Source organism: Streptomyces sp. WM6386 (assembly GCF_000972385.1).
Lineage (GTDB): Bacteria > Actinomycetota > Actinomycetes > Streptomycetales > Streptomycetaceae > Streptomyces.
The window spans coordinates 17,909-35,736 of sequence record NZ_JXTE01000043.1; the positions used below are offsets into that span (position 1 = coordinate 17,909).

12 protein-coding genes are annotated in these 17,828 nt (G+C 70.8%); 4 read left to right on the forward strand and 8 right to left on the reverse strand.

Annotation, left to right across the window (positions count from 1 at the left end):
• Positions 1-31 precede the first annotated feature (31 nt).
• The 3 genes from TN53_RS24955 to TN53_RS24965 all read right to left on the reverse strand — a co-directional run bounded on the left by TN53_RS24955 (position 32) and on the right by TN53_RS24965 (position 5,795).
• Positions 32-1,459: a S28 family serine protease gene (locus TN53_RS24955; protein ID WP_046260872.1), complete on the reverse strand. Its 1,428-nt coding sequence runs from the start codon at positions 1,457-1,459 to the stop codon at positions 32-34.
• A gap of 121 nt (positions 1,460-1,580) precedes the next feature.
• Complete coding sequence (locus tag TN53_RS24960; RefSeq protein ID WP_046260873.1) at positions 1,581-1,964, reverse strand: hypothetical protein; 384 nt, start codon at positions 1,962-1,964, stop codon at positions 1,581-1,583.
• A gap of 117 nt (positions 1,965-2,081) precedes the next feature.
• On the reverse strand, positions 2,082-5,795 hold the full coding sequence (locus TN53_RS24965; protein ID WP_046260914.1) for an ABC transporter ATP-binding protein: 3,714 nt from the start codon (positions 5,793-5,795) through the stop codon (positions 2,082-2,084).
• 360 nt (positions 5,796-6,155) lie between these two features.
• On the opposite strand from TN53_RS24965, the gene TN53_RS24970 reads away from it, so the two are divergent.
• The gene (locus TN53_RS24970; protein WP_052745301.1) at positions 6,156-6,500 is read left to right on the forward strand and encodes a hypothetical protein; all 345 of its coding nucleotides are present in this window, start codon (positions 6,156-6,158) and stop codon (positions 6,498-6,500) included.
• Here TN53_RS24970 and TN53_RS24975 read toward each other — a convergent pair.
• On the reverse strand, positions 6,497-7,519 hold the full coding sequence (locus TN53_RS24975; protein WP_046260874.1) for an esterase-like activity of phytase family protein: 1,023 nt from the start codon (positions 7,517-7,519) through the stop codon (positions 6,497-6,499). The genes TN53_RS24970 and TN53_RS24975 overlap by 4 nt on opposite strands.
• Positions 7,520-7,567: 48 nt before the next feature.
• Positions 7,568-8,407 (reverse strand): serine hydrolase, encoded by an 840-nt coding sequence (locus tag TN53_RS24980; protein ID WP_046260875.1) that lies wholly within the window; start codon positions 8,405-8,407, stop codon positions 7,568-7,570.
• Positions 8,408-8,551: 144 nt separating this feature from the next.
• Between TN53_RS24980 and TN53_RS24985 the strand changes: the two genes are divergently transcribed.
• Both TN53_RS24985 and TN53_RS24990 read left to right on the forward strand, forming a co-directional pair.
• A complete protein-coding gene (locus tag TN53_RS24985) occupies positions 8,552-10,876 on the forward strand; it encodes an ArnT family glycosyltransferase (RefSeq protein ID WP_046260876.1) in 2,325 nt (774 codons plus the stop codon).
• A 202-nt stretch (positions 10,877-11,078) separates the two neighbouring features.
• The gene (locus tag TN53_RS24990; RefSeq protein ID WP_046260877.1) at positions 11,079-11,888 is read left to right on the forward strand and encodes an endonuclease I family protein; all 810 of its coding nucleotides are present in this window, start codon (positions 11,079-11,081) and stop codon (positions 11,886-11,888) included.
• Positions 11,889-12,038: 150 nt separating this feature from the next.
• On the opposite strand, the gene TN53_RS24995 is transcribed toward TN53_RS24990, so the two are convergent.
• Genes TN53_RS24995 through TN53_RS25005 form a run of 3 tightly spaced genes read right to left on the reverse strand, consistent with a single transcriptional unit; the run spans position 12,039 to position 16,184 of the window.
• Positions 12,039-13,727, reverse strand: coding sequence for a thiamine pyrophosphate-binding protein (locus TN53_RS24995; protein ID WP_046260878.1), 1,689 nt, complete (start codon positions 13,725-13,727; stop codon positions 12,039-12,041).
• Positions 13,724-14,704 (reverse strand): agmatinase, encoded by a 981-nt coding sequence (gene speB / locus TN53_RS25000; protein ID WP_046260879.1) that lies wholly within the window; start codon positions 14,702-14,704, stop codon positions 13,724-13,726. Before speB ends, TN53_RS24995 begins: the two co-directional genes overlap by 4 nt.
• A gap of 34 nt (positions 14,705-14,738) precedes the next feature.
• Complete coding sequence (locus TN53_RS25005; RefSeq protein ID WP_046260880.1) at positions 14,739-16,184, reverse strand: sodium:solute symporter; 1,446 nt, start codon at positions 16,182-16,184, stop codon at positions 14,739-14,741.
• A gap of 122 nt (positions 16,185-16,306) precedes the next feature.
• Between TN53_RS25005 and TN53_RS25010 the strand changes: the two genes are divergently transcribed.
• Positions 16,307-17,770: a PucR family transcriptional regulator gene (locus TN53_RS25010; protein WP_199924647.1), complete on the forward strand. Its 1,464-nt coding sequence runs from the start codon at positions 16,307-16,309 to the stop codon at positions 17,768-17,770.
• Positions 17,771-17,828: the final 58 nt, after the last annotated feature.

Consider the following 17,828-nt stretch of genomic DNA (forward strand, 5'->3'; position numbering starts at 1 on the left):
GTCAGCGCACCACGCGAAACCTCAAGAGACGTTACGGCCGCAGCGCAGGCTCCCGCTCCACGTCGCGGACGTCCAGCTTCCTGTCGAACTTCGCCAGCGGCTTCGCCTGCGCGACGGCCGAGGCCGGGACGCCGGCCCAGTCGAGGATGCGGGCGGTGGCGAAGGCCTTCTGGTCGGCGACCAGGCCTGCCACGTTGGCGCCGTGGTTCATGCCGGGGGCGGTGAAGACGTACGCGTCCTTCGCACCCTTGTCGACCCGGAAGCGCTCCGAGCCCCACGGGTCGTTCTGGCCGTAGACGTAGAGCATGTGGCGGGCGTTGTGGCGCACCCAGTTGTCCACGTCACGCATCGCGTACGGCTGGAACTTCGTCGGGATCTCGCGCGGGACGAAGTTGCGCGGCGGCTGGTAGCCGTAGCGGATGTACTTCTTCTCGATGTGCGGGAAGTGGATGTTCGGCGCACCGAGCTGGGTGGCCGCCTGGTAGAAGTACGGCGTGTACGGCTCCAGGCCCTGGTCCGTGTAGAACGAGAACCCGGAGATCGTGTCGATCGAGTTCCAGATCTGGTCGTCGGTCGCGGTCTTCGCGTCCGGCGGGATCAGCTCGTCCTCGTCGCAGTCGGCCGCCTGGGCGTACTGCCAGAAGCCCCACACGTAGTCGAGGACGACTGCCTCGTACGCCTTGTCGAGGCTGCCGACGGTGTCGAAGGTGAAGCCCTCGGCGGCGGCGTACTCCGCGTACTTCTTCTCCAGCGGCTCGCGGCGCACGAGCGCCTCGCGCTGCACCGCGTTCAGACGGTCCCGGCACTGCTTGGTGTCGACGGATCCGAAGAAGCGGTCGTAGGCCGAGTCCTCGTTGTTCACCACGTCGTTGGGGGCGACGTAGGCGACGACGCCGTCCATGTCCTTGGGGTAGAAGCGCTCGTAGTAGGTGGCGGTCATGCCGCCCTTCGAGCCGCCGGTGGTGATCCAGTTCTTGGTGTAGATCTTCTTCAGCGCCTTGAAGACGCGGTGCTGGTCACTGGCGGCCTGCCAGATGTCCAGCTTCGTCCAGTCGGCCGGGTCGGGCCGGGACGGGGTGAAGAAGCGGTACTCGAGGGAGACCTGGTTGCCGTCCACGATCTGGGTCGGCTCGCGGCGGCTGGGCGTCGTGGAGACGTTGTAGCCGCCGGTGTAGAAGACCGTCGGGCGGGAGACGTCCTTGTGCAGCACGGTGATGCGCTGCTGGAACGTGCCCTTGGACGGGTGCCGGTGGTCGACCGGCTGCGTGAAGTTGAGGACGAAGAAGCGGTAACCGGTGTACGGCTTCTCCTCGATCAGGCTCACGCCCGGTATGGAGAGCAGTCTCTCCTTGATGTCGGTGGTGCCGGTGGCCGGCTCGGCGGCGGTGGCCGCCCCTGCCGTGCTCACTGTGCCTATGAGCACTGTGAGCGCCAGCAGCCATCTGAGCGCCTTGCGCATGCACCCTCCCCTGTGAGACAGATGTGCGAGCGGAAGCTATCGGAGCAACTCGCTTGCGCACCAGGGGAGATAGGGAAAACCCTCGGATATTGGCGGGTTCGCAGGGGGATTTGTCGGACGTCTACAGACGGATCCAGCCGCCGGTCGAGTACGACCCGCTGCCGACCCGCCCCTTGATCCACACCTTGCGGCCCCCGACGTACGACTTCACCGGCCCGGCGCGCTTGGTGTAGACCCCCGCGTCGACGACGGCCTCGAAGCCGCGCACCTGAAGGCTGACCATCATCGTGCGCGGGGAGCCGACCCGCTTGGGGACGGTGACGGCGCACAGCGAGGTGCCGTGGCGGTAGACCTTCACATGGCCCGTGGAGAAGGTGTACGTCCGGATCTTGCGGCCCTCGCAGTGTGTGGCCGCGACGGCCTCCGCCGGCGCCGCGACAGCGAGCAGCCCCGAAGCGGTCAGCACGGCCAGCCCGACGGCGACCCGCCGCCGTATCGCACCCATGGCCACTCTCGTCCCTCCCGTACCCCGGCGATGAGCGTACTGGTGTACGGACGCAGGACGTATGTCGGATGGTTGCACGGCCGTCACGAGTTCAGGCCACGCACCACCGCCGTGGGCTCAGGCCACCACGGGCGCGTCCTCCCCCACGAACGTCCGCCACAGCTCCGCGTACCGCCCGCCCCTGGCCAGCAGTTCCTCGTGCGTGCCGTCCTCGGCGATCCGGCCGTGGTCCATCAGCACGACCCGGTCCGCGCGGGCCGCCGTGGTCAGGCGGTGGGCCACCACGAGGGTCGTGCGGCGGCCTGCGAGGCGGTCCGTGGCCTGGTTGACCTGGGCCTCCGTGGCCAGGTCCAGGGCGGCTGTGGCCTCGTCGAGGAGGAGGATGTCGGGGTCGACCAGTTCGGCGCGGGCCAGTGCGATCAGCTGGCGCTGGCCGGCGGAGAGGTTGCGGCCGCGTTCGGCGACCTCGTGGAGGTAGCCGCCGTCGAGGGTGGCGATCATCTCGTGGGCGCCGACCGCGCGGGCCGCCGCCTCCACCTCGGCGTCGGTGGCGTCCGGGCGGCCGTAGGCGATGGCGTCCCGCACGGTGCCCTGGAAGAGGTACGCCTCCTGCGGGACGACACCGAGGCGGTGGCGGTACGACGTGAGGTCCAGCGTCCGCAGATCCGAGCCGTCGACCGTCACCCGGCCGCCCGTCGGGTCGTAGAACCGCGCCACCAGCTTGACGAGGGTCGACTTGCCCGCGCCGGTCTCACCGACGAAGGCGACGGTCTGGCCGGCGGGGATGGTCAACTCGATGCCCGTGAGGGCCGCTTCGGGTCCGTCGGAGGACCCATAGGCGAACCGCACGTCCTCGAAGGCGATCTCGCCCCGCAGGGACAGGACTTCGAGGGGTTCGTCGGCCGCCTTCGTGGACGTCGGCTCCTGGAGCAGCTCCTGGATACGGCCCAGCGAGACGGTCGCCTGCTGGTAGCCGTCGAAGACCTGCGAGAGCTGCTGGACCGGCGCGAAGAACAGGTCGATGTAGAGCAGATACGCCACCAGCGCACCGGTCGTCAGCGTCGCGTCGTCGATCCGCCCGGCGCCCGCGACCAGCACGGCCGCCGTGGCCACCGACGCCAGCAGCTGTACGAAGGGGAAGTAGACCGAGATCAGCCACTGACCCCGGATGCGCGCCTGCCGGTAGCTGTCACTGCGCTCCGCGAACCGCGCCCCGCCGTCCCGCTCACGCCGGAAGGCCTGCACGATCCGCAGCCCGGACACCGACTCCTGGAGATCGGCGTTGACCACCGACACCCGCTCCCGGGCCAGTTCGTACGCCTTCACACTCGCCCGGCGGAAGAAGTACGTCGCGACGATGAGCGGCGGCAGCGTCGCGAACACGACCAGCGCGAGCTCCACGTCGAGCACCAGCAGGGCGCCCATGATGCCGAAGAACGTGACGACCGAGACGAACGCCGTGACCAGGCCGGTCTGCAGGAAGGTCGAGAGCGCGTCGACGTCGGTGGTCATGCGGGTCATGATCCGGCCGGTCAGCTCCCGCTCGTAGTAGTCGAGTCCGAGCCGCTGAAGCTGCGCGAAGATCTTCAGGCGGAGGGAGTACAGGACCCGCTCACCGGTACGTCCCGTCATCCGCGTCTCACCGACCTGCGCGACCCACTGCACACCCACGGTGAGCAGACCGAGCAGCGCCGCCACCCACACCGCGCCGAGGGCGAGCTCGCCGACGCCGGAGTCGATGCCGTGCCGGATCAGGATCGGGAGGGTGAGCCCCATCCCGGCGTCCACGGCGACCAGTGCGAGGCTGATGAGCAACGGCAGCCCGAAGCCGCGCAGCAGTCTGCGCAGACCGTAGGACTCCTCCGGCGTGACCGCGCGGGCCTCGTCGATGCCGGGGGTGTCATGGGCCGGGGGCAGCGCCTCGACCTGGGCGAGGAGTTCCGGAGTGGCGGGCATGCCGTCGAGGGCGGTGTCCCGGGGGCCGCGCTCCCCCGCCCACAGCCGGGGCGTGATGCCGCGCTCGGCGTCGAACTCGGCGTCCAGCTCCTCCCGCAGGGAGGTGTCCTCGCAGGGCGCGGCGGGCTGGGCGTGACCGGGCGAGACGCCGCCGAGCTCGTCGGGGTCGGTGAGCAGGCGCCGGTAGAGCGCGGACCGCTTCTGGAGCTGCTCGTGGGTGCCGAGGTCCGCGAGGCGGCCGTCGTCGAGTACGGCGATGCGGTCGGCGAGGTTCAGGGTGGAGCGGCGATGGGCGATGAGGAGGGTGGTGCGGCCCTCCATGACCTGCTTCAGCGCCTCGTGGATCTCGTGCTCGACCCGGGCGTCCACGGCGGAGGTGGCGTCGTCCAGGACGAGGAGCCTCGGGTCGGTGAGGATCGCCCGGGCGAGCGCGACGCGCTGGCGCTGGCCGCCGGAGAGGGTGAGGCCGTGCTCGCCGACCGTGGTGTCGTAGCCCTCGGGGAGCTCGGCGATGAAACGGTCCGCCTGGGCGGCGCGCGCGGCCTGCTCGATCTGCTCCTGGGTCGCCTCGGGACGGCCGTACGCGATGTTGTTGCGGACCGTGTCCGAGAAGAGGAACGAGTCCTCGGGGACCAGCCCGATCGCGGCCCGCAGGGACTCCAGGCTCAGCTCGCGGACGTCGTGGCCGCCGACGAGGACGGCTCCGTGGGTGACGTCGTAGAAGCGCGGCAGGAGGAGGGAGACCGTCGACTTGCCGGAGCCGGAGGAGCCGACGACCGCGAGGGTCTCGCCGGGGCGGATCTCGAAGCTGAGGCCGCTGAGGACGGGCCGCTCGTCCTCGTAACCGAAGGACACGTCGTCGAACTCGACGGTCGCGGGCGCGTCGGCGGGCAGCTCCTTCTTCCCGTCCCGCATCGACGGCTCCGTGTCGATCAGCTCCAGGACCCGCTCGGTGCCCGCGCGGGCCTGCTGGGCGACCGTGAGGACCATGGCGAGCATGCGGACCGGCCCGACCAGCTGGGCGAGGTAGGTGGAGAAGGCGACGAAGGTGCCGAGGGTGATGTGTCCGCGCACGGCCAGCCAGCCGCCGAGGGCGAGCATCGCGACCTGGCCGAGGGCGGGCACGGCCTGGAGGGCCGGGGTGTAGCGGGAGTTGAAGCGGATGGTGCGCAGCCGCCCCGCGAAGAGCCGGCGGCTGACCTCCCGGAGCTTCCCGGTCTCCTGCTCCTCCTGCCCGAAGCCCTTGACCACGCGTACGCCGCCCACGGCCCCGTCGACCACGCCCGCGACGGCGGCCGCCTGGGCCTGGGCGTACCAGGTGGCGGGGTGCAGCTTGCTGCGGGAACGTCTCGCGATCCAGGCGAGCGCGGGGGCCACGGCGAGGGCGACCAGGGTGAGCGGCAGGGACAGCCAGGCCATGACGACGAGGGAGACCAGGAAGAGGGCGAAGTTCCCGATGGTCATCGGGAGCATGAAGAGCAGGCCCTGGATCAGCTGGAGGTCGCTGGTGGCCCGGCCGACGACCTGCCCGGTGGACAGCTCGTCCTGGCGGCGGCCGTCGAGGCGGGTGATCGTGCCGTACATCTCGGTCCGCAGGTCGTGCTGGACGTCGAGGGCGAGGCGGCCGCCGTAGTAGCGGCGGACGTAGGTGAGGACGTAGACGACGACGGCGGAGCCGATGAGGAGGCCCGCCCAGGGGGCCATGTCCCGGCTGTGGTCGCCGATGACGTCGTCGATGATCACCTTGGTGATCAGCGGGACCAGCGCCATGACGGCCATGCCGACGAGCGAGGAACCGAGGGCGAGGACGACGTCCTTCGGATACCGCCAGGCGTATCCGGCCAGTCGTCGTGCCCAGCCCCGTTGCTCGCTCACGCGGGTGCCCTCCATCGGTCTGTCTGCGGTCCTGATCTTCCGCAAGGCACCAACGCGAAAAGAACCGGATTTCATCCCTCCGCAACAAACCGGGCCGGTCGGCCTGGGTGCCTGTGCTCGGACCGGCTGAGCAGCACAGCGCTGCCGTACGCCCCGCCGGAGCCGCTTTGATCGACGGCATGAAGTCGAAGATCATGGTCCCCGCCCTCTCCGTGGCCCCCGTGGCGCTGTTCGGGCTGGTGGCCGAGGGGTTGGGAACTGTGGCCCGCCACCACCCGGGCCCGGCGAGGACGTCTTCCACACCCCGTCCCCGCACCGTCGGGCCAGACCTGGGCCTCCCAGGAGGGCAGCTCGTCCTGTGTGGACGACTTCGGCTTCGACGAGACGGGCGTCGCCCGGGACGAGCCGACCTACACCTGGGACCTGGACTTCGCGAGCGACGCGGACTACCGGGAGGCGGTGGCGTCCCTCAGGTCCGCCTGGCGCGAGGACGGCCGCACGGTCGAGGAGATCGAGAACGGCATCGCGACGACCGTCGACGACGGCATCCGGGTCACGCTCCACCCGGGGTACCACGACGGTGAGCCGGTGCTGCGCACGCAGGGCTCGTGCATGCGCTACCGGGACGAGTACGGCGATGAGTACGACTACATGTTCGACGACAACGGCGACGGAACGGTCGACGAGTACGAGCGGCCGTACTAGGGCGTCGTGCGTACCCGCAGGTGATAGAACCGCGTCGTCTGCACCGCGTTCTGGTTGTCGTCGCTCACCAGCAGCACCTTCCAGGCCCCCTTGCTCCGGCCCGTCACCACCATGCCCTCGATGTTGTCGAGGAGCGGGTTGGGCTGGGGCTGCTTGGCGGTGGCGCCCAGGGTCGGGCAGTTCACGATGTCGGCGAGCAGGGTCTTTCCGATCAGGCGTACGCCTGGCTGTCCCGTGAGGTTCTCGACACCGCTCGTGTCGGTGGCGTGCCGGGGGTCGGCGAGGTAGAGGCGGACCGTGTTGCCGACGCCGGAGGTGAAGCCGCGCTCCAGGACGAGGAGCCGGCCGTCGGGGAGGGCCTGGACCTCGGGGACGCCGAGGCCGGCGTCGGGCTGATAGGCGTACTGGTCGGCGAGCGCGAACCCGCCCCCGGCCCGCTGCCACGTCTGGAAGCGGACGGCACCGGAGGAGTCACCGGAGAGCGCGTACTCCATCGACGCGAGCAGCGTGCGGCCACCCGGCAGCAGGGTCAGCCCCTCGAAGGTGCCGTTGGAGACGGCCCGGCCGGCGGGGGCCACCTGGAGCGCGGCCGGCACCGGGAGGCGGTCGAGTATCGCGCCGTCGCGGGAGTAGCGGCGTATGGACGGCTCGGTCTCCGAGGTGATCAGGCGGGTGCCGTCACGGTCGACGACCAGGCCCTCGGAGTCGAGCGCCGTGCCGTTCTCGTCGGTGAGCGGGACCACCGACTTCGGCGCGAGGGTCCTCGCGTCCAGGCCGAACAGCGCCGACCGGTCGGAGAGCGCGGCGAGGGAGCCGTCCCGGTCCAGTGCGAGCGCGGAGAGGTTGCCGACGTAGGTGCCCTCGTACGTCGTCTTGTCGAGCGCGTCGGAGAAGCGGTCGAGGGAGACGGACGGCGAACAGGCATTGCCCGGCTGGGCGTTGGCGGGACCGGCGGCGGACAGACAGGTGGCCGCCGCCAGTCCGGCGGTGACGGTCGCGAGGAGGGTTCTGATGCGCATGGGCGTCACCGTAGGGCCGCCCGGTGAAGGGCGGGAGTCCAGCAGGCGTCAGGACGCGGCGAGGTCCTTGTGGATGACCTTCGCGACGCCCTGGATGGTCGTGATGCCGTAGTTCATGGTGCTGTTGCCGTGCGTGAGCACCGTCATCACGTAGTCGTGGCCGCCGCCCTTGAAGGTGCCGACGCTGTGCACCCGCCAGCCGTGCGTGGAGCGCTGCAGCCAGCCGTTCTTGACGTGCACGAGGACGTCGGAGGGAGCGCCGTACGGGGTGCCCCAGCGCTGGGAGGAGATCACGTCGCCCATCAGCTTGCGGACGTACCAGCGCGAGTCGTCGGTGAGGACCGCGTTCTTGGCCGTGAGCAGCTTCATCAGCTTCTGCTCGTCGGTGACGGTGATCTGGGTCAGACCCCAGTAGCCGTTGGCGCCGGGCTTGGTCTGGGTCATGCCCGCCTTGGCGAGGAAACCCTTCACCTTGGTCACGCCGAGCTGCTTCCACAGGGTGGACGTGGCGGTGTTGTCCGACTTGGTGATCATGGCCGTGGCGAGGGACTTCTCCCGGCTGGTGAGGGACCGGCCGGTCTTCTGCGCGTCCCACAACAGGGTGGAGAGGACGGTGACCTTGACGACGCTCGCGGAGTCGTAGGCCGTCGAGGAGCGGAGCGTGCAGGTGGTCTTCGTGGTGCGGTCGTAGAGGCCCACCGCGATCGTGCCCTTGCGGTTGGCGAGCGCCGAAGTGATGTCCTTCTTCAGCTTGTCGGCGAGGCCGGCCTTGGCGGACGTACAGCTGACGGTCGGCGTGGCCGCCGCGGCCGGTGTGGCGGCGGCGACGCAGGCGAGGAGCGCGCCCCCCGCCACCCATCTCGCACGTCTGGATATCCCCTGAGTCATGCCCTGTTGACTCATGAGTTCGAGGGAAAGGTTGTACGAGTTGGGGAACGGATGTGCCAGTCGTTACTTCCTCCTCTGCGAATTCACAGGAGAGCCCCAGGTACGGCACAGCGCGCACTCACCCGGGGTTCGGACCATGCCCGGGTGACATCTGCCACCGATCCCCACCCCCACACCGACACTGCCGTATCCACCGACCGGCCACCGCCGGCCCCACCCGCGGCGACCCCGGACAAGGCACCGCGCTGGTCGCTCCCCGCGCTGCTCGCGATCCTGGTCCTGGCGGCGGCCCTGTACTCCTGGAACCTGTCCGGAGCCGGCCTCAACAGCTTTTACAGCGCGGCCGTGCTGAGCGGCACGCAGAGCTGGAAGGCGTGGTTCTTCGGATCGCTGGACGCGGGCAACTTCCTCACCGTCGACAAGCCGCCGTTCGCGCTGATGGTCATGGGACTGTCGTGCCGCGTCCTCGGCCTCGGCACCTGGCAGATGATGCTGCCGATGATCCTGACCGCCCTCGGGACGATCTGGATCGTGCACGCGTCCGTGAAGCGCGTGTGGGGCCATGTCGCGGCGACGGTCGCCGCGCTGGTGCTCGCCCTCACCCCGATCACGGTCGCCATCAACCGGGACAACAACCCCGACACGCTGCTGGTGTTCCTGATGGCGGCGGGCGCGGCCCTCGCGCTGCGCGCCACGCGTGACGGCAGGCTGCTGCCGCTGCTCGGCTCGGCGGCCTGCTTCGGCCTCGCCTTCAACACCAAGATGCTCCAGGGCTGGATCCCCCTGCCGATCGTCTTCGCGGTCTATCTCTACGCCGCCAGGCCGAAGCTGGTGAAGCGGGTCGTCAACCTGCTGCTCGCGGGAGTGGTCCTCGCCGTCTCCAGCTTCTGGTGGGCGGCCGCGGTCTCCCTGGTCCCGGCCGACGACCGCCCCTACATCGGTGGTTCGACGGACGGCAGCGCCTGGAACCTGATCATGGGCTACAACGGCCTGGGCCGGATCTTCGGCGGCGAGGGCAACGGCGGAGGCGGCGGTGGAGGCGGCGGCGGCTTCTCCGGTACGGCGGGACTCGGCCGGCTCTTCAACGACGTCCTCGGCGCCCAGATCTCCTGGCTGATCCCCTTCGCGGCGATCGCCCTGATCGGCGGCCTGGTCCTGTGCGGCCGCGCCCCGCGCACCGACATGACCCGTGCCGCGCTGGTGATGTGGGGCGGCTGGACCGGCCTGCACTACCTGACCTTCGCCATGGCCGAGGGCACCATGCACCCGTACTACACGACCGCGCTCGCCCCAGGCATCGCGGTCCTGTGCGGAGGCGGCGGTGTGATGCTGCTGCGCGCCTTCCGCGCCGACAGGCGGTGGGCGTGGGTGCTGCCGCTCGGCCTCGCGGTCACGGCGGTCTGGGCGGCGGTGCTGCTGCGCCGCGCCTCCGGCTGGAACACCTGGCTGTGGCCGACGATCCTCGTCGTCATGGCGTCGGCGATCGTGGGCCTGCTGGTCTTCCGGTCCGGTGGCAACGGCAACAAGGCACGTCTGCTGGCGGCTTCCCTCGCCGCGGCGGTCGTCGCCTCGGTGGCCGGTCCGGCCGCGTACGCCTGGTCGGTGCCGTCCGGTTCGGGCGGCGGCATGGGCGGCACGAACCCGACGGCCGGGCCCTCCACGGGCAGCGGCGGCTTCGGTGGGGGCGGTGGCGGCCGGGGCGGTATGCCCGGTGGCGGCACCGGTGGCGGTCCTGGCGGCACCCAGCAGGGTGGCCGGAACAGCCAGGCCGGCGGTCAGGCCGAGGGCGGCTTCCCGGGCAGTGGCCAGAACGGCGAGGCGCCCGGCGGCGGTCAGATGATGCCCGGCGGCGGCAACGGCGAGCTTCCGAGCGGCGGCCAGGCGGGCGGGGGCACGCCCCCGGACGGCACCGGCGAGAACGGCACTTCGGGCGACACCCAGAACGGCCAGAGCGGCCAGAACAGCCAGAGCGGCCAGAACGGCCAGGGCGGCCCCGGCGGCATGACCGGCGGCGGTGGCGGCATGGGCGGCGGCACGAGCAGCGAGCTCATCTCGTACCTCAAGAAGCACCAGGACGGCGCCACCTGGCTGCTGGCGGTGGCCAGTTCGCAGAGTGCCGCGCAGCTCATCATGAGCAGCGGTGAGCCGGTCATCTCGATGTGGGGCTGGTCCGGCTCCGACCAGGCGATGACCCTGGCCAGGCTCAAGGAGCTGGTGAAGGCGGGCAAGCTGCACTACATCCAGCTCGGCAGCGGTGGCATGGGCGGCGGCCCCGGCGGCGGTTCCAGCCTCAGCACCGAGGTCACCGAGTGGGTGCAGAAGAACGGCACGGCGGTGAAGGAGAGCGAATACAGCTCGAATTCGACGTCGGGCACGTCCGGTTCGTCCGGATCCTCGGATTCGTCCGACTCGTCGAACTCGTCGAACACCTCGACCATCTACCGCCTGGACGCGTCTGACGTCGGCTGACGTCCCGACCCCCGGCGACCGCCGAACGACCCCCGACCGAAAGGCCGGGGGTCGTTTTGGTATGTCAACTCGCGTAGATGCGGGGCGATATGCCGTTTCCGGTCATCTGATCGACATCTACCGGCCATTTACAGGAACGCATGTCCATGTCACGCTCCCGATTGCCCGCTCCATTCAACACGCGTAGAACGGACAGCCCCCGATGCCCGTGAACCCCATACGCAAGCGCCGCTGGAAGTCCCTGGCGCTCACCGTCTCAGCCGTACTCGTCGGCCTCACCGCTCCCGTGGTGGCCTCGTCCCCGGCGGCAGCCACCACGACGGCGTACGACGCGACGTACTACAAGAACGCGATCGGCAAGACCGGCACGAGCCTGAAGTCCTCGCTGCACACGATCATCAGCAGCCAGACGAAGATCTCGTACGCCGCGGTCTGGGACGCGCTCAAGGTCACCGACCAGGACCCGAACAACAGCAGCAACGTGATCCTGCTCTACAGCGGTGTCTCGCGCAGCAAGTCCCTCAACGGCGGCGACGTCGGCGACTGGAACCGCGAGCACACCTGGGCCAAGTCCCACGGCGACTTCGGCGAGGTCACCGGCCCCGGCACCGACCTGCACCACCTGCGCCCCTGCGACGTCCAGGTCAACAGCACCCGCGGCAACCTGGACTTCGACAACGGCGGCAGCTCGGTCACCAACGGTGGCGGCAGCACCGTCGACTCCGACTCCTTCGCGCCGCGCGCCGCGGACCGGGGCGACGTGGCCCGCATGATCCTCTACATGGCCGTGCGCTACGAGGGCGACGACGGCTTCGCCAACCTGGAGCCCAACGAGCAGGTGGGCAACGGCAGCAACCCGTACATGGGCAAGCTCTCCGTCCTCAAGGCCTGGAACGAGGCGGACCCGCCCAGCGCGTTCGAGGAGAAGCGCAACCAGGTCATCTACGACACCTACCAGCACAACCGCAACCCGTTCATCGACCACCCGGAGTGGGTCGAGGCGATCTGGTAGCAGCGCGGTCGCCGGACCGTACGCCCGTACCGCCGGGGCCCCACACCCGCGGTACGGGTCGCCGCCCCCGTGACCCACCTGGTCCGCCAGGCGGTCGCGGGGGCGGCGGTGGTACGTCAACTGCCCCGGCGCGTCGGCTCTCCCAGCTCGTCAGCTCTCCAGGTGCGTCGCCGCGAACATCCGCAGCACCGCCGGAAGCACGACCACCGAAGGGCCGGGCACCGCGAGCGCCTTCGCGAGGTCCGCCTCCAGCGTCTGAGGCATGGTCCGCACCCCCGGCACCCCGAACGACTCGGCCAGCGCCACATAGTCCGGCCGCGTCAGCTCGGTCGCCGTCGCCTCGCCGAACGCGTCGGTCATGTACTCGCGCAGGATGCCGTAGCCGCCGTCGTCGACGATCAGCCACGTCACGTTCAGGTCGTACTGGCGTGCCGTCGCCAGCTCGGCGATCGAGTACAGCGCCCCGCCGTCGCCGGACACCGCCAGCACCGGCCGGGTCGGGTCCGCGACCGCTCCTCCCAGCGCCGCCGGGAAGCCGTAGCCGAGGCCGCCGGCGCCCTGGGCGGAGTGCATGTGGTTGGGGCCCTTGGCGTCGAAGGCCGACCAGGCCCAGTACGCGAGGATCGTCATGTCCCAGAAGGACGGGGAGTCGGCGGGCAGCGCCCTGCGGACGGCGGCCAACACATCCTGTTCCAGCGTGAGTTCCTGGGACCCGATCCGCTCGGCGACCTTCGCGAGCACCTCGCGCACCCGCTCCGGGGCCTTGGCGTCCTCCCGTACGGACACCGTCTCCAGCAGCGCCTGCAACGCCAGCCGCGCGTCCGCGTGGATGCCCAGCGCCGGATGGTTGGACTCCAGCTTGCCGAGGTCCGCCTCGATCTGGACGACCCGGCCGCGCGGCTTGAACGTGTGGTAGTTCGAGGAGAGTTCACCGAGCCCGGAGCCGACGACCAGGAGGACGTCCGCGTCCTCCAGGAAGTCGGTGGTGTGCCGGTCCTCGATCCAGGACTGGAGCGAGAGCGGGTGCTTCCAGGGGAACGCGCCCTTGCCGCCGGGAGTGGTGACCACGGGGGCCTGCAACATCTCGGCCAGCTGCTTCAGCTTGCCGGAGGCGTCCGCTCGTACGACTCCCCCGCCCGCGATGATCGCCGGACGGGCCGCACGCGACAGCAAGTCGGCCGCCACCGCCGTCAGTTCCGGCCTCGGCGGCAGCTCCTCCGGGAACGCGTCGCCGCCCGTGACCACCGGGATCACCGTCTCCGCGAGCAGCACGTCCTGCGGGATCTCCACCCACACCGGCCCGTGCGGAGCGGTCAGCGCCGACTTCCAGGCCGCCTCGATCGCGGACGGGATCTGGGACTGGGCGCGCACGGTGTGGACCGACTTCACCACGCCCCGGAACGAGGCCGACTGGTCGGGGAGTTCATGCAGATAGCCGTGGCGGCCGCCGCCCAGCCCCGCGGTCGGGATCTGGCTGCTGATCGCCAGCACCGGCGCGCTCGCCGCCGCCGCCTCCTGGAGCGCCGCCAGCGAGGTCAGCGCGCCCGGGCCCGTCGACAGCAGCAGCGGGGCCGCCTCTCCCGTGATGCGGCCGTACGCGTCCGCCGCGAACCCCGCGTTGTTCTCGACCCGCAGACCGATGTACCGCAGGGACGACCGCCTGAGCGCGTCGAACATGCCCAGCGCGTGCTGGCCCGGCAGCCCGAAGACCGTCGTCGTGCCGAGCGCGGCGAGTGTCTCCACGACCAGGTCTCCGCCGTTGCGGCCGGGAGGAGGGTTGAGCGCGGCGGAAGTCTGCGCCTGCGTCGGGCGGAGCACCAGGTCGTGGTCGTGAGTCACTTCGCTTCCGAGTCCTTCCGGGCCGCCGCGATCTGCCGGGACATGATCGTGGTCAGTTCGTACGCCGTGTGGGACGCGGCCACCGACGTGATCTCCGCGTGATCGTACGCGGGAGCCACCTCGACGACGTCCGCCGAGACCAGGTTGCAGGACGCGAGTCCGCGCAGGATCTCCAGGAGCTCGCGGGAGGTCATGCCGCCGGCCTCGGGCGTGCCGGTGCCGGGCGCGTGGGCCGGGTCCAGGCAGTCGATGTCGATGGAGATGTAGAGGGGACGGTCGCCGATGCGCCGGCGCAGCTGGTCGGCGATCTCGTCCACGCCGCGCCTCATGACATCCGCGGACGTCACGATGCCGAAGCCGAGCTTCTCGTCGTCGGTGAGGTCCTGCTTGCCGTACAGCGGACCGCGCGTGCCGACGTGGGAGAGGGCCTCGGTGTCGAGGATGCCCTCCTCCACCGCCCGGCGGAACGGCGTCCCGTGCGTGTACTCGGCGCCGAAGTAGGTGTCCCAGGTGTCGAGGTGCGCGTCGAAGTGCAGCAGCGCCACCGGACCGTGCTTCTTGGCGACCGAGCGCAGCAGCGGCAGCGCGATGGTGTGGTCGCCGCCCAGGGTCATGAGCCGCGCGCCCGTACCGAGGAGATCGTCCGCGGCGGCCTCGATCGTCTCCACGGCCTCGTGGATGTTGAACGGGTTCACCGCGATGTCGCCGCCGTCCGCCACCTGCGCCAGCGCGAAGGGGGACGCGTCCTGCGCCGGGTTGTAGGGCCGCAGCAGCCGGGACGCCTCGCGGATCGCGTTGCCGCCGAAGCGGGCGCCCGGCCGGTAGGAGACGCCCGAGTCGAACGGCACGCCCACGACGGCGACATCGGCGCGGCCGACCTCGTCGAGGCGGGGCAGCCGGGCGAAGGTCGCGGGTCCGGCGTACCGCGGGATGCGGGAGGAGTCGACGGGGCCGCGGGGCGTCTCGGTGGAGCTCATGGTCGTATGCCTTCCTTGTGTCTTTGCGTTCGGTCTACCGGGATGCCGGGACCGGCTCGGGAACCTCGCGCCCGGCGAGTCGTTCCCGCCACGCTTCGAGTACGGCGGTGTCGGTGGCCGGCGTCGCCAGGGATACGGCGATGTAGACCACCAGGGAGGAGAGCAGGCCGTAGTAGACGGGCTCGTTGGCGAGGATGCCGTAACCCGCCATCAGCCCGATGACGGCGAGACCGCCGACGGCGACGGAGGCGAGCGCGCCCTGGGCCGTGCCGCGCTTCCACAGCAGTCCGCCGAGGATCGGTACGAGAAGGCCGCCGACGAGGAGGTTGTACGCCACTGTCAGCGCCTCGACGACGTTGTTCAGCGCGATCGCCGTACCGACCACGGCCACGCCCATGACGAGGATGAAGGCACGGTTGCCCCGCACCTCGTCGTGGTCACCGGAGGCCGTCCGGCCGCGCAGCCGGGACCAGATGTCGTTGTTGGCGACGGTCGCGCAGGCGATCAGCGCGCCGGAGGACGTCGACATGACGGCCGCGAGCGCGGCGGCGAGCACCAGCCCCCGCACACCGACCGGGAGTTCGTCCTTGACGATGGTCGCGAAGGCGTCGTCCGCACTCGCCAGGTTGGGGTAGAGCACCTTGGCCGCGGTACCGATGACGGCGCCGGCGAGGGCGTACACGAGACAGTAGGTGCCCGCGACCGTGCCGCCCCACTTGGCGGTCCTGTCGCTGCGGGCGGTGAAGACGCGCTGCCAGATGTCCTGCCCGATGAGCATGCCGAAGGTGTAGATCAGCACGTAGGTGAAGATCGTCTCGCCGCCGATGCCCAGCGGGTCGAAGTACTCGGTGGGCAGCTCGGCCTTCATCTCGCTGAAGCCACCGGCCTTGACGACCGCGATGGGCAGCAGCAGGAGCAGCACGCCGATGGTCTTCACCACGAACTGCACCATGTCGGTGAGGGTGATCGACCACATGCCGCCGAGCGTCGAGTAGGCGACGACGATCGAGCCGCCGAGGACGATCGCGACGGTCCGGTTCACGTCGAAGAGGACGTCGAAGATCGTGGCGTACGCGATGGTCGAGGTGACCGCCAGCATGAGGGTGTACGCCCACATGACCACGCCGGAGATGATGCCGGCCCGGCCGCCGTAACGCAGGTCGAGCATCTCGGAGACGGTGTAGACCCTGAGGCGGGCGATGCGCGCGGAGAAGAAGACGGAGAGGGCGAGGAGCCCGAGACCGATGGCGAAGACCATCCAGGCGCCGGACAGTCCGTACTGGTAGCCCAGCCCCACACCGCCGATGGTGGACGCGCCGCCGAGGACGATCGCGGCCATGGTCCCGGAGTACATGGCGGGACCGAGCCGCCGCCCGGCGACGAGGAACTCGCTCTTGGACTTGGCGCGGCGCATGCCCCACCAGCCCATGGCCAGCATGCCGGCCAGGTAGATGACGATCACTGTGTAGTCGACGGCCACTGGGCCCTCCTTCGCGCGTTCTCGCCGGCGGGTGTCGAGCATTGACACTAGGTGGCCGGAAAGCGGCCGCGAAGTGTAGGTTTTATCCATTCGAGCCGCGCCGCATGGAGGAAGTGCACACCATGCCGGATCCCTCCGTTCCGCCCACTCCCCCCGTGCCCCTCGCGGCCCTCCTGGCCCGTGAGGACCTCGCCCTGCGGCAGATCGCGGGCCCCTCCGATCCCGCCACGGTGATCCACTGGGCGCACACCTCGGAGATGGCGGACCCGTATCCCTATCTGCTGGGCGGCGAGCTGCTGCTGACGGCCGGCGTCCACGTCCCGGAGGCGGCGGGCTCGGGGGCCTACTTCGACGACTACGTCTCCCGGATCGTGGCGGCGGGCGGCGCGGCCCTCGGTTTCGGAGTGGCCCCGGTCCACGACACGGTGCCGCGGGCGCTGGTGGAGGCCTGCGACGCCTACGAGCTCCCGCTCATCGAGGTCCCGCCCCGGACCACCTTCTCCGGCGTGGCCCGCGCGGTCTGGCAGCTCATGGCCCAGGCCCGCCTCGCCGAGCTGCGCCGCGTGACGGAGGCCCAGCAGAGCCTGGCGGCGGCGGCCTCACGACCGGACCCGGTGCCTTCGGTGCTGCGGCAGCTGGCCCAGCGGGTGAGCGGACGGGCGGTGCTGTACGGACCGGAGGGGACGGAGATCGCCTCGGCGGGACGGCCCCCCGAAGCCGCCGTGAACAGCGCTCTCGCGCATCTGACACAGGTCGTCACCAGCCGCTCCTCCGCCACGGCCACCGACACCGTCGCCGACACCCACCTCGCCGCCTACGCCCTCGGTGCCGGCCAGGGGTTCGTGCTCGGGGTCACCTCGCCCCAGGGTGTTCCCGGCGACCACACCATCGCCTCCGTCGCCGCCGTGCTGCTCTCCCTGCTCACCGGCGAGCAGCAGAGCGGTTCGGGGGCGGCGCGGTCGTCCGCGCTGGTACGGCTGTTGCTGGGCACCCCGCCGCAGGACGTGGCCGTGCTGCTGGGGGCCGAGCGGTGGGTCGTCGTGCACGCCCGTCCCGACGCGCACGCACCCGACGCCGTCGCCGCCTCCGCACTGGGCGCCGCGCTCGGCTCACCGCTCGTCGACCTCGCGCAGGACGTCGTACGCGTCCTCGTCCCGGCCGACCGCGAGGCGCGACCACAGCCCGGCTGGACCCTGGGCATCAGCGCGCCGGCGGACCCGCACGAGTGGCCGACCGCGGACACCCAGGCCGCCCGCGCCCTCACCCGCGCCCGGGCGACCCGCAGCGGACTCGTCCGCCACGGTGCCCGCCCCGGCCTGAGCGCCCTCGTCCCGCACGACGAGGCCGAGGCACACGCGCGTGCCCTCCTCGCGCCCATCGCGGACACCCCGGCCCTCACCGACACCCTGCGCACCTGGCTGTCCCTGCACGGCAGTTGGGACCGCACCGCCGTGGCGCTGGCCGTGCACCGCAACACCGTCCGCCAACGCATCGCCCGCTGCGCGTCCCTGCTGGACACGGACCTGGACGACCCCGACGTACGCATGGAGTTGTGGTTCGCGCTGAGCCAGGATCTGCGACAGTGACCCGCGTCCCAGCGTCCGGTACATCGGGCACGCCCGCGGCCGCCTGCCTCACAATGGA